This is a genomic window from Pseudomonas sp. F1_0610 (assembly GCF_047470865.1).
Classification (GTDB): domain Bacteria; phylum Pseudomonadota; class Gammaproteobacteria; order Pseudomonadales; family Pseudomonadaceae; genus JAZDRH01.
The window spans coordinates 77,017-91,238 of record NZ_JAZDRH010000009.1; the positions used below are offsets into that span (position 1 = coordinate 77,017).

Below are 14,222 nucleotides of genomic sequence, written 5' to 3' on the forward strand. Positions count from 1 at the left end.
AATTAGGGCGATTAAATTCAGCGTTATGAACGAAACATAGCGCTGATTGATTCCTCATTACTAATACGGCGAACCGCTTCAGCAACGACAGGAGCAATATCAAGTTGGCGAATTTTCGCACAGGCTTGGGCTGCTGCTGAAAGAGGAATGGTGTTGGTTACTACCATTTCATCTAGTACAGAGTTCTCGATATTCTCGATGGCACGACCAGAAAAAATAGGGTGAGTACAGTAGGCCAATACTTTTTTCGCGCCACGGTCTTTTAACGCTTTAGCCGCATTGCATAAAGTACCTGCTGTGTCACACATATCATCAACTAGGATACATGTACGGTCTTGTACATCACCAATAATATGCATGATTTCAGATTGATTTGGTTTAGGACGACGTTTGTCGATAATCGCAAGATCAGTGCCTAAAGATTTAGCCACAGCACGAGCACGTACAACACCACCGATATCAGGAGATACCACGAGCATATTGTCGTAACGTTGATTTTGGATATCGTCAACCAGTACTGGAGAACCGTAAATGTTGTCCACTGGAATATCGAAGAAACCTTGAATTTGGTCAGCGTGTAGGTCAACAGTGAGAACACGGTCAACACCTACGCCAGACAACATATCAGCCACTACTTTAGCGCTAATAGCAACACGCGCAGAGCGAGGGCGACGATCTTGACGAGCATAGCCGAAGTACGGCACAACTGCAGTGATACGTGATGCTGATGAGCGACGTAGCGCATCAATCATGACGATCAACTCCATCAAGTTATCGTTAGTTGGGGCACAGGTAGGCTGAATAAGAAAGACATCCTTACCACGGACATTTTCGTTAATTTCTACGCTGACTTCGCCGTCAGAAAAGCGACCTACAGAAGCATCTCCCAATGGGATATGTAGTTGGCGCGCAACGCGGCGGGCTAGGTTGGGGTTTGCGTTCCCCGTGAATATCATCATCTTGGACACGCGCAGTACCTATTTACTGGTAGTGGGCCTGACGAAAAAAACCTCCGTGGTAAACCACGAAGGCTTCAGGAATATGGCAGGGGCGGCTGGATTCGAACCAACGCATGCCAGGATCAAAACCTGGTGCCTTACCGCTTGGCGACGCCCCTGTAAGGTCTTACAGAATACCTAGGTATCCTTAGCTCCAGAAAGATTTTGTAGTTGTCGGTGTGCTAATGAAACATTGGCACCTTTGGCTACAAAACAGGGTAGTGACTCTGAAAGCAAGTGGGCTACTTTAGCAGCTTTATCTTGATTTGGGAAGCTCCCAAATACACAACTTCCAGTTCCAGTTAATTTTGCTTCACAGTATTTGTTTAGCAAATTCAAAGCGTTACGCACTTGTGGATAACGCTTTTCTACCACCGGCTGGCAATCATTACGACCACCTTGCTCAGGAACGGAGCGCATATTAATGAGGGGGGAGTTCCTTGTCAACTCTTTATCGGAAAATATTTCAGCTGTACTGATACTAACAGGAGGAATTCCAACAACAAACCAAGGTTCTTTTAAATCAATAGGATAGAGAATTTCACCAACACCTTCTGCAAAGCAAGCCTGGCCATGGATAAAAACCGGCACATCGGCACCTAAGGTGAGGCCAAGTTGAGCTAAGTTATTTAAAGGTTGTGCTGTATGCCATAAATGATTTAAAGCTAATAGTGTAGTTGCTGCATTAGAGCTTCCACCACCGATACCACCGCCCATTGGCAGTACTTTATCAATCCAGATATCAGCACCTAGGGTAATTTGTGTCTGCTGTTGCAGCAACTTGGCTGCACGAACGATAAGGTTCTTTTCGTGCTCTACACCCGCCATCAATGTATGGAGTTGAATAACGCCATCATTACGCAATTTAAAATGCAGGGTGTCAGCATAATCTAAAAATTGAAATAAGGTTTGTAGGTTATGGTAACCGTCAGCGCGCTGCCCAGTAATGTGTAGCATTAAGTTGAGCTTAGCGGGTGCGGCTAAACTCACAATAGTGGGGTCTAGCCTGTTTATAACTACCGAACTTGTGCTTGCCATTGCTTTACAACCAAGGTTATCTCAATGCCATTACCTTGTAGCTTGATGCGCTGAGGTAGGTTTTTACTGGATTCTTCTTTATAAGAAAGATAGTGAATATTCCAGCCATCTTGACTTAGCTGTGCTAGACGGCCTTCGCTGTCTAGGCGAACTTGATTTTTACTGGCCGGCGAAGGCAGGCCACGGACCCACCAGAGTAAGCGTTCTACAGGCAAATTCCAGCCAAGGTGCTCATCCATTAAAGCTTCAGCATTAGGTGCATAAAACTCGCCACGATTAGCTATATTTAATTGCGCAAAACCTGGGCTGCCACTCAGGCGTGTCGCCCCTTGGCCGAGTGGGCCAACCAGGGTGATATCAAAGGTTTGCTTATTTTGCTTCCACATCAAATTGGCGCTGCCTGAGTCTTGCTGTGTACGTATCGCAATTTTACCTAAAATATCCCAACTGTTAATGGGTTCTACCGTATCGGCGTGCTGCTTCCATTGTGCGGGTGTTGCTTGGCTTTGTTCACTTATTTGTGAGCGAGGAGAAAACAGGCTACAACCTGTTAGTAGGGCAATCATGCCACACAAGGTAATAAGGCGAATGCTAGGCATTATTTGCTTTCCTTCGTTTCAAGTAAGCGTTGCATGGTATCTTGCAGTAGTTTGTTGTCAGGTTGAGTTTTCAGCGCTTGAGCCCAAATACGTTTAGCTTCACGTTTTTTATTGAGAGCCCAAAGTGCTTCACCTAGGTGTGCAGCAACTTCAGCATCTGGATAGGCCGTAAAGGCTTGGCGTAAATACTCTTCGGCTTTGTTTAACTGATTGGTTTTATAGTAGTACCAGCCTAGGCTATCGAGGGTGGCCGCATCTTCTGGATCTAGCTCATGTGCCTTGATAATAAGTTGTCCCGCTTCTTCAAGGCGACCTTCTATATCCAGTAAACTGTAGCCTAAAGCATTGAGTGCCATGCTGTTTTCAGGTTCTTTTTCAAGAATATGGCGCAAATCAGCCTCTAACTGCTTTAAGTCTTTACGAGCATCGGCCAGCATGGCTCGGGTGTAGTACAGTTTTTGATCTAAGGTTTCATCGATACCTTGGTTAGCAAGCTGCCAAGCACGCTCTGTTTCGCCTTGACGATTGAGACCTTCAATTTCAATCAAGTATAAATCTACAGCATCATTAGGATGGCTACGGCGTTCGCGAGCAAAGTGGCGGCTTACTTGGTCAAACTGTTTTTGTTGCAAAAGAATTTCAGCATAGCGATATTGCGCTGGCAAATAATTAGCACCATCACGTACTAAGTCATAACTAATGAGCGCTTGTTCAAGATCTTGCAGTTCTTCATGGGTGCGTCCTAGGTAATAGTGGGCGCTATCTGTCAAGGATTCACGGTTAATTAAGTCTTCAAGATAGGTTTTGGCTTCTACCCAAGCTTCCATATCCATGTTAATCAACGCTAATGAGAGGCGCAGGTCGTCATCTTCGGGGTTGCGTAAGAGCATTTCCAAAAACTGAGTTCGTGCGCTTTCTAACTGGTTTAACTCAATTAGCACACGGGCATAAAACATGCGTAGCTGATTATCCTCTGGGTTGGCTTCAACCGCTTTACGCAAGATAGGCAGGCTTTCTTCTGTGCGTTCTAGTTTATGTAGTAAACGAGCCAGCATTAGCGCGGTAGCATTTGTGGTCGTACTTTGTGGGTGACGGCGTAATATAGAGTAAGCCGTTTTGTTATCACCTTCTTGTTCAAGTAATAATGCCTTGCCAAAGATAATTTGTAAGTTTTGCGGATGGCGAAGCAATAAAGCATCAAAGTTTTTCAGTAAGTATTGGCGTGTTTTAGAACTGGTTTGAGCCGCAGATAATGCAAGGAAATCAAAATTGGTTTCCCCTTCATTGCGTAAGACAAACTCCATGCGCTCCATAGCATCATCAAGTCGCCCAGTGCGCGCGAGATAAATAGCTGCTGCACGCTGCGCTTTAACATCATTAGGGGCAAGTTGAGCCCAGAGTAACGCGTTATCTAATGCATTTTGTTCTTCGCCTAAACTGTCTGCAATATTAAAAGCGCGTTCAGCGATCTGAGCATTTTGCGTCTTGCTGGCTTCACTAGTGTAATTATCTAAAGCCACATGAAATTGGCTACGTAAGCCTGCAATTTCGGCCGTCAGCAATGAATACAAGGTTTCTGTATCTAAATCTGATGCACTGTTTGGCGCTGGGGTTTGAGTCACAGGCGCGATAACAGGCTCAATGCTAGGTTGTTTAGGCTGTATCCAGCTTGAACAGCCAGTTAGGACAGAGAGCAAGGCTAGAACAAGTAATTTTTTTTTCATAAATAGGCTTCAAGGGCTATTCAGTAAGAGTGCGAATCATGGCATAAAGCTAACAAAGCTGCATGTAGATTACAGTGATAGATTGTGCATGACTTACTTTTTGCGCGTAAAATATTCAGTTAGACTATAGTGATTGGGTACTTGTTCAAAAGAAAAGTGAAAAGTTTTGTTAAGTTCTAGATGGCTTGCCTAAGAATGCACTATCTTTGCTTTTTATCATTAACTTTTCTAGTCTTGCAGCGTTGTTTTCGTTAGGAGGTTGTTCTGAAGGAGAGGAAGTAGGACAATTACCTGCTTTACAAACTTTCAGCGACAGTGCATGGCCTTTATTGCCCTTGGTATAAATCATAAAACAGCTTCGGTAGATGTCCGTGAGCGCGTAGCCTTTAGTCCAGACCAGCTTGTTGCTGCTCTGCAACAACTGTGCAGCGAAGTGGGCAGCCGAGAAGCCGCTATTCTTTCTACGTGTAACCGTAGTGAATTGTATCTTGAGATGGAGAAACTCCAGCCTCAGGAGGTTTTGGCGTGGCTGGCTAACTATCATTCAGTATCGCTAGAGGATTTACAAGCGTGCTATTACAGTCATGAAAATGCCGATGCAGTAAAGCACATGATGCGTGTTGCCTGTGGGCTTGACTCTTTAGTCTTGGGCGAGCCGCAAATTTTGGGACAAATGAAGTCTTCCTATGCCGTAGCCCGTGAAGCAGGCACCTTAGGTCCATTACTTGGACGCCTCTTCCAAGCAACTTTTAGCACAGCTAAAACAGTGCGCACAGATACTGCAATTGGTGAAAACCCTGTTTCTGTTGCCTTTGCTGCTGTGAGTTTGGCAAAGCAGATTTTTAGTAACTTGGGCAAAAGTCAGGCGTTATTAATAGGTGCTGGTGAAACCATCACCTTGGTGGCAAAACACTTGCATGAACAAGGTGTAGAAAAAATTGTAGTGGCTAACCGAACGTTGGAACGCGCTGCTAATGTGGCCCAGGAGTTTGCTGGGCAAGCAGTATTGCTTGCGGATATTCCTGATATTTTACCGCATAGCGATATTGTGATTAGCTCAACGGCAAGCCAGCTGCCTATTTTAGGTAAAGGTGCAGTCGAGCGGGCTCTAAAACTCCGTCGGCATAAGCCTATTTTTATGGTTGATATCGCTGTTCCTCGTGATATAGAAGCCGAAGTTGGCGAGCTTGACGATGTGTATTTGTATACCGTAGATGATTTACATGAAGTCGTTGCAGAAAATCTAAAAAGCCGCCAAGCCGCTGCTAACGCTGCTGAAAGCTTAGTGCAGCAAGGTACACAAGATTTTATGCAGCGCTTACGAGAGTTGGATGCTGTTGATGTTTTGCGTGCGTATCGCCAACAAGCTGAAGTCTTGCGTGATGATGAATTACAAAAGGCACTGCGCTCATTAGGTAATGGCGTAGCTGCAGAAGATGTACTGGCGCAATTGGCGCGAGGTTTAACCAATAAACTATTGCATGCGCCCAGTGTGCAATTAAAACGATTGTCTGCCGATGGCCGTTATGCTGATTTAATGGTTGCGCAGGAAGTACTAGGTCTTAACGTAAGTGAAACACATTAATGAAAGCATCACTGGTTACTAAATTAGAAACATTAGAAGATCGCTATGAGGAACTCACAGCGATGTTGGGTGATGCTCAAGTCATCAGCGATCAAAACCAATTTCGTGATTGTTCACGTGAATATGCTGAAGTTGAACCCGTAGTTATGACGTTTCGTCAATGGAAAGGCGCCCAGGATGATTTAGAAAGCGCGCAACTTTTGCTCAAAGATGATGATCAAGAAATGCGCGAAATGGCGGCTGAAGAAATAAAAACAGCACGTGAGCAAATTGAGCAGTTAGAAGATGAACTACAGCGTTTAATGCTGCCAAAAGATCCCCGTGATGGTAAAAACGTTTACTTGGAAATTCGTGCAGGTACAGGTGGCGATGAAGCAGCTATCTTCTCGGGTGATTTGTTCCGTATGTATTCACGCTTTGCGGATAACCAAGGTTGGCGCGTAGAAGTACTGTCTGAGCATGAAGGTGAACACGGTGGTTATAAAGAAATTATTGCCCGAATTGAAGGCACTAACGTATTTAGCCGCTTGAAGTTTGAGTCAGGCGCGCACCGTGTCCAACGCGTACCTGAGACAGAGTCACAGGGGCGAGTACATACTTCGGCTTGTACTGTAGCCGTTATTGCAGAGCCTGATGAACAAGCCGCAATTGAAATTAATCCAGCTGATTTGCGCGTAGATACTTATCGCTCATCAGGTGCGGGTGGTCAGCACGTTAACAAAACTGACTCTGCTGTGCGTATTACGCATATACCAACAGGTATTGTTGTGGAGTGTCAGGAAGAGCGTTCCCAGCATAAAAACCGCGCTCGTGCTATGTCATGGTTAGCCGCACGCTTGGAAGATATGCAAACCAGTGCCGCACAACAAGAAATGAGTGAAACACGCCGTAACCTAGTAGGCACAGGTGATCGCTCCGACCGTATTCGCACCTACAACTATCCACAGGGCCGCATTACGGATCACCGTATTAACTTAACATTGTATTCTTTAAATGAAGTGCTTAACGGTGCAATGGATCAGGTACTAGGCCCCTTGTTATTAGAGTTCCAAGCTGATCAGCTTGCAGCGTTGGGCGATTAGTTATGCAGCCGCGCATAGACCAACTTTTAGCGCAGGCAAAACAAAAAATACAGTCAGAAACAGCTCAGCTAGATGCTGAGTTGCTTCTGGCTTTTGTTTTAAATAAGCCGCGCAGTTTTTTACGTACTTGGCCAGAAAAACAATTAGAAGCAGAGCAGCTAGAGCGTTTTGAAGCGTTATTAAAAGCACGCCAAGAAGGGCAACCAGTGGCTTATCTTATTGGTCATCAAGGCTTTTGGTCGCTGGATTTAGCGGTAAACTCCAGCACATTAATTCCACGAGCAGATACTGAACTGTTAGTTGAAGCAGCACTAGAGCTGGTTCCTGAGCATTCACTCCAAGTTCTCGATTTAGGCACTGGAACAGGCGCTATAGCGCTAGCCTTAGCGGCAGAGCGCCCGTTGTGGTCAGTTACTGGTGTAGATCGAGTTGCTGAAGCGGTGAGCTTGGCTCAGCAAAATGCAAAGCGTAACCAAATCCATAATGCGCGCTTTATCACAAGCTTTTGGTTTGCTGCGCTTAAACAACAACGTTTTGATTTAATTGTTAGCAATCCGCCTTATATTGCGGCAGATGATCAACATTTAACTCAGGGTGATGTACGTTTTGAGCCCAGCAGTGCCTTAGTTTCAGGAGCTGATGGTTTAGAGGATATTCGCCTAATTATTGCGCACTCAGTAGCTCATTTAAATAACCAAGCCTGGTTAATGCTGGAGCACGGTTATGATCAAGCGCAGAGTGTGCAAAGCTTATTAAGTGCAGCCGGTTTTCAACAGGTGCATAGCCGTCGTGATTTAGCAGGGCATGAGCGTATTAGTTTAGGGCAGTGGATATGTTAACGGATGAAGAACTACTCAGATATAGCCGCCATGTGCTGCTCAAGCAAATTGATATTGAGGGTCAGCAACGCTTAAAAAATAGCCGCGTTTTAATTGTCGGTGCAGGCGGTCTAGGTACGCCTGTTGCCCTGTATTTAGCGGCGGCAGGTATTGGACATTTATGCATTGCAGATTTTGATAGCGTTGACTTAACTAACTTACAACGTCAGGTGTTGTATTCAACTGAAGATATAGGGCGTAGTAAGGCTTATGCGGCTAAGCAGCGCATGTTGCAATTGAACCCAAGCATTCATGTGCGTTCGGTTGAGCAGGCTATTACCGATGAAAACTTACCGAGCTTGCTGGCTGACGTTGATCTTGTTATGGATTGTACAGATAACTTCATCATTCGTGATGTATTAAATCGCCATTGTTTTGCGGCCAAAAAAACCTTGGTCAGTGGTGCTGCAATTCGCACTATGGGACAAGTTAGCGTTTTTGACCCTAATAATGAGCAAAGTCCTTGTTATCATTGTCTATACGGCAGCGGTCAAGATGAAAGTCTAACCTGCAGTGAAGCCGGTGTGCTAGGGCCTTTAGTAGGGCTTGTTGGCAGTATCCAGGCACTAGAAGCACTAAAAATATTAGCCAATTTTGGGCAGCCCTTAATTGGCCGCCTTTTATTAATTGATGCGCTTGACAGTCGCATGCGTGAGTTGAAGATAGCTCGTGATGAACAGTGTAGTGTTTGCCAAAAACGCGATTAACCCTAGCGCGCCAGTAGGCGTATTTGACTCAGGTGTTGGTGGCCTTTCTGTCTTAAAAGAAATTCGCCAACGTTTACCGAGTGAACAGCTTTTTTATATTGCTGATGAAGCCTATGTTCCTTATGGTGAAAAAAGCCCAGATTTTATTATTCAGCGTAGCCTAGCAATCACCCAGTTTTTAATAGAGCAAGGCATCAAAGCCCTAGTTATTGCTTGTAATACGGCAACAGCGGCCGCTGCTGGCGAAATACGAACGCACTGGCCATGGTTGCCCGTCGTTGCAATGGAGCCAGCAGTAAAACCGGCAACGCAAGCAACACGCTCAGGTATTGTAGGTGTTTTAGCAACGACAGGTACCTTAAAAAGCGCCAAGTTTGCCGCATTGTTGGATCGCTTTGCAGGTAATGTTCGAGTCATTACGCAGCCGTGCCCAGGCTTGGTTGAAGAGATTGAACAAGGCAATTTAGCAACGGCTGAAGTTAAGCAGTTGCTGGCGCACTACGCGCTACCTTTAGTAGAGCAGGGTTGTGACACACTTATTCTAGGTTGTACCCATTATCCTTTTTTAAAAAATGCCTTAAGCGAACTCGTAGGTGATCAAATTCAGATAATTGACACTGGCGAGGCTGTTGCTCGGCGTCTAGAGTTTGTTTTAACACAACAGCAATTGTTGAACCAACAATCAGTGAACTTCAAGCATGATAGGTTTTATAGTAGCGGAGATTTGACACGCTTCGCTCAAGTATTACCCATTCTCTGGGGGGAGGTTGAAGCTATTTTTAACTTTACCTCAACTGAGGAGTTAAGTTAGTACTATGGATAAACTAAGTTTATTGGCTGAACGGCTGGGGCAAGCCTTAGTTGCAAAAAAAGCCGTTATTGCTACAGCGGAGTCTTGTACGGGGGGTGGTATTGGGGAAGCTATTACTCGTGTATCAGGTAGTTCAGCTTGGTTTGAAGCAGGCTTTATCACTTATTCAAATAAGCAAAAAATCGCTATGTTAGGCGTAGCAGAAAAGTTATTTTCTCAGGTGGGTGCTGTAAGCCAAGCGGTAGTTGAGGCCATGGCTCTAGGTGCGTTAAAAAAGTCTAAAGCTGACTATGCTATCGCTGTTAGCGGTGTAGCTGGGCCAACAGGTGGCACTGAAGACAAGCCCGTAGGGACAGTATGGCTAGCTTGGGCGTGCAGTGAAAAAAACGTTAGTTTAAAAATGCACTATAGCGGTGATCGTCAGTCTATACGAGCGCAAACAATAGAGACGGCTCTAGCGGGGGTTCTAGCACTGCTAAATGAGCAGTCGGTCGAAAATTGGAAAATTTTTAGCGAAACAATTGCATAGACAGTTATCTTTATGGATAATACTGTTTAATTATACAGTTAACGGCAAAATTGCCTTCGATTATTGATAGGGTTAAGAGTATGGATGAGAACAAGAAAAAAGCACTGGCTGCCGCTTTAGGTCAAATTGAGCGTCAATTTGGTAAGGGGGCTGTAATGCGCATGGGCGACCATGAGCGTCAGGCTATTCCTGCTATTTCAACAGGCTCTTTAGGCTTAGATGTCGCTTTAGGTATTGGTGGCTTACCCAAAGGGCGTATCGTAGAAATCTACGGTCCTGAATCTTCTGGTAAAACCACATTAACCTTGTCTGTTATTGCTGAAGCACAAAAACAAGGTGCTACCTGTGCTTTCGTAGATGCGGAGCATGCATTAGACCCAGAATATGCTGAAAAGCTGGGTGTTACTGTAGATGATCTACTGGTTTCTCAGCCAGATACTGGTGAGCAAGCATTAGAAATTACCGATATGTTAGTACGCTCTAATGCTGTTGATGTGATCGTTGTCGACTCAGTCGCTGCCTTAGTACCTAAAGCTGAAATTGAAGGTGACATGGGCGATGCCCACGTTGGTTTACAAGCGCGTTTAATGAGCCAAGCACTACGTAAAATCACAGGTAATATTAAAACCGCTAATTGCTTAGTTATCTTTATTAACCAAATTCGCATGAAAATTGGCGTAATGTTTGGTAACCCAGAAACTACAACAGGTGGTAATGCACTTAAATTCTACTCATCCGTACGTTTAGATATTCGTCGTATTGGTGCTGTAAAAGAAGGTGATGAAATCGTTGGTAGTGAAACTCGTGTAAAAGTGGTTAAAAACAAAGTAGCTCCGCCATTCCGTCAGGCTGAGTTCCAAATACTCTATGGCAAGGGTATTTATCGTAATGGTGAAATTATTGATTTAGGTACTCAACTAGGGCTGGTTGAGAAAGCAGGTGCTTGGTATAGCCATCAGGGTACTAAAATTGGGCAAGGTAAAGCCAATGCTTCACGTTTCTTGGAAGAGAATCCAGAAATTCGTAATGCTTTGGAAGCTGAAATTCGTCAGCAGTTACTTGTATCTCGCGGTGCCGCTGCTACTGAAGAAGAGGATACGCCTCCATTAGAGGATTAAATTCTTGCAATAATAAAAAGCACGGTTCTAATCAACCGTGCTTTTTTATTTAGAGGATAAAAATGTCTGCTGACTCATTAACAATACGTCGTCTCGCAATGGATTTATTAGCTCGCCGCGAGCATTCCTACCAAGAGCTGGAACAAAAACTAGCACGCAAAAAGCTTGATATTAGATTGATCAGACAACAACTGGATCAGTTAAGAGATGAAGGGTTATTAAGTGATGCACGTTTTTTAGAAAGTTTTATTAGAAGTAAGGCTAACTCGGGAATAGGGCCTATTCGTATTCGTGAAGAGCTTATCTATAAAGGAGTAAATGCAGAAGCCATTAAACTAGCGTTAGAAGAAGCTGATTTTGATTGGGAAGCAATTTTATACAGTGTGTGGCAAAAAAAATTTGTAAACAAGCCAAAATGTAACAAAGAAAAAGCCAAACAGGTACGTTTTTTAACCTATAGAGGCTTTGATATGAACCAAATCATGAGGCTAATCAATTAAAGCATGTAGAGTGTGATCTATTAAGGAGTACTGATATCTATACCTAATAATTAGATTTTAGTTTAGTCATGTAAGGCTTGTAGGAAATCACAATGAGCAAGGATAAAGTAGTCGATCTAGTATTGTTTTTTAATGGTCAAAACGTCGTTAAAGAAATGCTGATTTCAGAATTTGAGGCAGTATTAGATGGTATCGTTTGTTTTCGTGAGTTTGCTAATCAGCATGTAAAAGCGATTTTTATTACTGTAGATTCTGATTTAGACATTCATAGTGCGGTTTATTTTTATCTTGAATTTGATTCCGAAGGTGCGGTTGATATCTCTTGGAATGTACCTTTTGCGCAATTATTAAATGTTGCTGAAAAAGGCCCGGATTTAGGTGCAGGCCCAATACGCTTGGTTTGTGAAAGTCAGTGCCCTGACCCAGACTACGAAGCCTTTTTGTGGGAACCTAATGAAAATGGTAAAAGTAGCGAGCCAGAGGGTATTGCAGAATTAGTGCGGAATAATAAAAATATTGTCCGCTTAATTGAAAGCGTAGCACCAGCCAATGATCCTAAAAATGATACCCTGTATACCAGTTTAACGGATGGTAAAACTTCAGGTGACGATCGTTTAGCGACGTTATTAACGCATAATAAGTTTTTAGAAAAAGAACTTGAGTTAGCCAAGTATCGTTTACAAGAGGCAGATAAGGTTAAACAAAAGCTGGGCGAAAAGTTAGATGCTTTGCAAAGTGTGGCACTGCAAAGAGAGAAAAATCTGACTGAACTATCAGCCTTGTTTCAAGTACAAAAGCAGAACATGGATAAACTGCGTTCGCTTTTACAAAAAGCACAGCAACACATAGATGGCTTAAAACAAGACAATGAAAATAAAATAAAGGCTATGGAAGCGCGTTATAAAGGTTTTGTTGATCAGAAATTCAAAGAAAGCCAGCTTTCAGGGATGCAAATGCTAGATCACCTAACTAGCTTAGGAATGAAGTTTGTTGCGTACCACCAAGGCGTTGGCCACTTGACGGTGCCTAATTCGGATATGCACAAATATATTAGTAATCCTACAGAATATGCTGCAAATAAAGCCGGTTTATCCAGTGTTCAATATACGGCATGGCTGAGTCATGTAAAACAACCCAAGTGCACGGCAAACTTATCCAGTGGCGGCGTTTGCAATGCACAAATTGAGGCCGTTAATGACCCTAAACACTTTACTCAAGGTATGTCAGATCGCTGTGGGTTACACCGCAATCTACCTAAATAAAGTTAAATTTTTACGTGCTGTGTAATATAAGCGCCAACTAAGGAAAATAGCGGCACAAGTAAGGGCTGCTATTAAGCCTTTCCAGAAACCTGCTGGGCCTTCGGCTATTCCAAAAACCTGTGTTAAGCCAAGACTATAACCAAGAGGTAGACCAATTCCCCAGTAGGCAATCAAGGTAATTAACATAACGACATTGGTATCTTGATATCCACGTAATGCACCAGCTGAAATAAGCTGAATCGCATCAGGTAACTGATAGAAAGCTGCAAACACAATCAAAGTGCTGGCGATGGCAATAACTTCAGCTTCCCTTGAGTAAATGCTCGCTAATTGCGTAGTAAAGCAAAGCATTAGTACCATTAATATTAAAGAGAAAAGAATAGCGCAAGCCATAGCTACCTTTGCTGAAAATAACGCAGCTAAGCCATTACCTGCCCCTAAGTTCTGCCCAACCCGAACAGTGACAGACATGGTAATGGCGTAAGGCACCATAAAGGTCACTGAGCTAATACTTAAAGCCACTTGGTGGCCTGATACTGTATCAGCATTTAGCCCTCCATAAAGTAAGAGCAACGTAATAACAGAGAAAATGCTCGCTTCTACGAAAATGGCAATACCAATAGGAAAGCCAAGCTTAATTAACTCTTGCTGAGGTTGTTTTTTAGGGAAGTCAAAGCGTTTAAATGGCATGCTTTTACGATAATAAGGCGCCCATTTAATCCATATAACAAAGCAAATAACATTAAACACACAGACGGCAGCAGTAGCCCAACCACAGCCTACGCCGCCTAATTCGGGAAAACCAAATTTACCATTAATCAAAATGTAATTCAGCGGAATATTCAGTAGCAGCCCTAGAAAGTTAATCACAGTACCTGGACGCGTACGGCCTATGCCTTCGCTATAGCTACGTAGCACGAGTGATAATGCCAAGAAAGGAAAACCAATGGCAATTGCTTGTAGGTAGCCAATGGCAACATCCATTAGTTTATTTTCTACATGCATCAGTTCAAGCAAAGGTCTGGCGTTCCAGAGGACAACACCTAATACGCAACCAATCAGTAGGTTCAACCAGAGGGATTGACGTACTAACACACCAATGTTGCGTTCATCGCCAGAGCCAAATAGGCGAGCAACTTTTGAAGTCGTTGCCATAGCAACGCCTGTCATAAAAAGAAAGATAGGAATCCAAACCGAACTCCCTGAAGAAACACCTGCTAGGTCTTCAGAGGATACGCGTCCAGCCATAATAGTATCTGCAACGCCCATGCCAGTATTAGCAAGCTGGGCAATAAAAATAGGAATAGCTAATCCCATCAAGGTTGAAAATTCTTGGCGCACGCGTGCATAAAATGATGTAGCTACAGCAGCAGTCACTTCTCACCTCAAAA

General features: G+C 43.7%; 14 protein-coding genes and 1 tRNA gene. 9 read left to right on the forward strand and 6 right to left on the reverse strand.

Features of this window, described 5'->3' with window-relative positions; translation table 11 throughout:
* Nucleotides 1–23: 23 nt before the first annotated feature.
* The 5 genes from VQ643_RS07120 to VQ643_RS07140 all read right to left on the reverse strand — a co-directional run bounded on the left by VQ643_RS07120 (nucleotide 24) and on the right by VQ643_RS07140 (nucleotide 4,359).
* Nucleotides 24–968 carry a ribose-phosphate pyrophosphokinase gene (locus VQ643_RS07120; RefSeq protein ID WP_414198780.1) on the reverse strand — a complete coding sequence of 315 codons (945 nt, stop codon included), beginning with the start codon at nucleotides 966–968 and terminating at the stop codon, nucleotides 24–26.
* Nucleotides 969–1,042: 74 nt separating this feature from the next.
* Nucleotides 1,043–1,117, reverse strand: a tRNA-Gln gene (locus tag VQ643_RS07125).
* 19 nt (nucleotides 1,118–1,136) lie between these two features.
* Nucleotides 1,137–2,036: a 4-(cytidine 5'-diphospho)-2-C-methyl-D-erythritol kinase gene (gene ispE, locus VQ643_RS07130; protein ID WP_414198782.1), complete on the reverse strand. Its 900-nt coding sequence runs from the start codon at nucleotides 2,034–2,036 to the stop codon at nucleotides 1,137–1,139.
* Nucleotides 2,015–2,635, reverse strand: a complete 621-nt coding sequence (gene lolB, locus VQ643_RS07135) for a lipoprotein insertase outer membrane protein LolB (protein WP_414198784.1) — start codon at nucleotides 2,633–2,635, stop codon at nucleotides 2,015–2,017. The genes ispE and lolB overlap by 22 nt, the downstream gene beginning before the upstream one ends.
* A complete protein-coding gene (locus VQ643_RS07140; RefSeq protein WP_414198786.1) occupies nucleotides 2,635–4,359 on the reverse strand; it encodes a tetratricopeptide repeat protein in 1,725 nt (574 codons plus the stop codon). Before VQ643_RS07140 ends, lolB begins: the two co-directional genes overlap by 1 nt.
* A gap of 319 nt (nucleotides 4,360–4,678) precedes the next feature.
* Here VQ643_RS07140 and hemA point away from each other — a divergent pair, with 319 nt between their 5' ends.
* The 9 genes from hemA to VQ643_RS07185 all read left to right on the forward strand — a co-directional run bounded on the left by hemA (nucleotide 4,679) and on the right by VQ643_RS07185 (nucleotide 12,831).
* Complete coding sequence (hemA, locus tag VQ643_RS07145; protein ID WP_414198788.1) at nucleotides 4,679–5,944, forward strand: glutamyl-tRNA reductase; 1,266 nt, start codon at nucleotides 4,679–4,681, stop codon at nucleotides 5,942–5,944.
* Nucleotides 5,944–7,026, forward strand: a complete 1,083-nt coding sequence (prfA, locus tag VQ643_RS07150; RefSeq protein WP_414198789.1) for a peptide chain release factor 1 — start codon at nucleotides 5,944–5,946, stop codon at nucleotides 7,024–7,026. Before hemA ends, prfA begins: the two co-directional genes overlap by 1 nt.
* A 2-nt stretch (nucleotides 7,027–7,028) precedes the next feature.
* A complete protein-coding gene (gene prmC, locus VQ643_RS07155; RefSeq protein WP_414198790.1) occupies nucleotides 7,029–7,865 on the forward strand; it encodes a peptide chain release factor N(5)-glutamine methyltransferase in 837 nt (278 codons plus the stop codon).
* The gene (locus VQ643_RS07160) at nucleotides 7,859–8,611 is read left to right on the forward strand and encodes a HesA/MoeB/ThiF family protein (RefSeq protein ID WP_414198792.1); all 753 of its coding nucleotides are present in this window, start codon (nucleotides 7,859–7,861) and stop codon (nucleotides 8,609–8,611) included. Before prmC ends, VQ643_RS07160 begins: the two co-directional genes overlap by 7 nt.
* A complete protein-coding gene (gene murI, locus VQ643_RS07165; protein WP_414198793.1) occupies nucleotides 8,577–9,422 on the forward strand; it encodes a glutamate racemase in 846 nt (281 codons plus the stop codon). Before VQ643_RS07160 ends, murI begins: the two co-directional genes overlap by 35 nt.
* A gap of 4 nt (nucleotides 9,423–9,426) precedes the next feature.
* Nucleotides 9,427–9,951, forward strand: coding sequence for a CinA family protein (locus tag VQ643_RS07170; RefSeq protein ID WP_414198794.1), 525 nt, complete (start codon nucleotides 9,427–9,429; stop codon nucleotides 9,949–9,951).
* Between the two features lie 80 nt (nucleotides 9,952–10,031).
* Entirely contained in the window at nucleotides 10,032–11,069 is a 1,038-nt protein-coding gene (gene recA / locus VQ643_RS07175; protein WP_414198796.1) for a recombinase RecA, read from the forward strand.
* Nucleotides 11,070–11,167: 98 nt separating this feature from the next.
* Nucleotides 11,168–11,569 carry a regulatory protein RecX gene (locus VQ643_RS07180; RefSeq protein WP_414198798.1) on the forward strand — a complete coding sequence of 134 codons (402 nt, stop codon included), beginning with the start codon at nucleotides 11,168–11,170 and terminating at the stop codon, nucleotides 11,567–11,569.
* Between the two features lie 92 nt (nucleotides 11,570–11,661).
* Nucleotides 11,662–12,831 carry a PspA/IM30 family protein gene (locus VQ643_RS07185; RefSeq protein WP_414198800.1) on the forward strand — a complete coding sequence of 390 codons (1,170 nt, stop codon included), beginning with the start codon at nucleotides 11,662–11,664 and terminating at the stop codon, nucleotides 12,829–12,831.
* Here VQ643_RS07185 and VQ643_RS07190 read toward each other — a convergent pair.
* Nucleotides 12,820–14,148: an MATE family efflux transporter gene (locus VQ643_RS07190; RefSeq protein ID WP_414198839.1), complete on the reverse strand. Its 1,329-nt coding sequence runs from the start codon at nucleotides 14,146–14,148 to the stop codon at nucleotides 12,820–12,822. The two genes, VQ643_RS07185 and VQ643_RS07190, sit on opposite strands and share 12 nt — an antisense overlap.
* Between the last annotated feature and the right edge of the window lie 74 nt (nucleotides 14,149–14,222).

Coding starts and splice junctions, on each gene's coding strand:
- VQ643_RS07170 (WP_414198794.1), top strand. CDS start 9,427: ATGGATAAACTAAGTTTATTGGCTGAACGGCTGGGGCAAGCCTTAGTT.
- hemA (WP_414198788.1), top strand. CDS start 4,679: ATGGCCTTTATTGCCCTTGGTATAAATCATAAAACAGCTTCGGTAGAT.
- VQ643_RS07140 (WP_414198786.1), bottom strand. CDS start 4,359: ATGAAAAAAAAATTACTTGTTCTAGCCTTGCTCTCTGTCCTAACTGGC.
- lolB (WP_414198784.1), bottom strand. CDS start 2,635: ATGCCTAGCATTCGCCTTATTACCTTGTGTGGCATGATTGCCCTACTA.
- ispE (WP_414198782.1), bottom strand. CDS start 2,036: ATGGCAAGCACAAGTTCGGTAGTTATAAACAGGCTAGACCCCACTATT.
- prmC (WP_414198790.1), top strand. CDS start 7,029: ATGCAGCCGCGCATAGACCAACTTTTAGCGCAGGCAAAACAAAAAATA.
- VQ643_RS07160 (WP_414198792.1), top strand. CDS start 7,859: ATGTTAACGGATGAAGAACTACTCAGATATAGCCGCCATGTGCTGCTC.
- murI (WP_414198793.1), top strand. CDS start 8,577: ATGAACAGTGTAGTGTTTGCCAAAAACGCGATTAACCCTAGCGCGCCA.
- recA (WP_414198796.1), top strand. CDS start 10,032: ATGGATGAGAACAAGAAAAAAGCACTGGCTGCCGCTTTAGGTCAAATT.
- VQ643_RS07190 (WP_414198839.1), bottom strand. CDS start 14,148: ATGGGATTAGCTATTCCTATTTTTATTGCCCAGCTTGCTAATACTGGC.
- VQ643_RS07180 (WP_414198798.1), top strand. CDS start 11,168: ATGGATTTATTAGCTCGCCGCGAGCATTCCTACCAAGAGCTGGAACAA.
- VQ643_RS07185 (WP_414198800.1), top strand. CDS start 11,662: ATGAGCAAGGATAAAGTAGTCGATCTAGTATTGTTTTTTAATGGTCAA.
- prfA (WP_414198789.1), top strand. CDS start 5,944: ATGAAAGCATCACTGGTTACTAAATTAGAAACATTAGAAGATCGCTAT.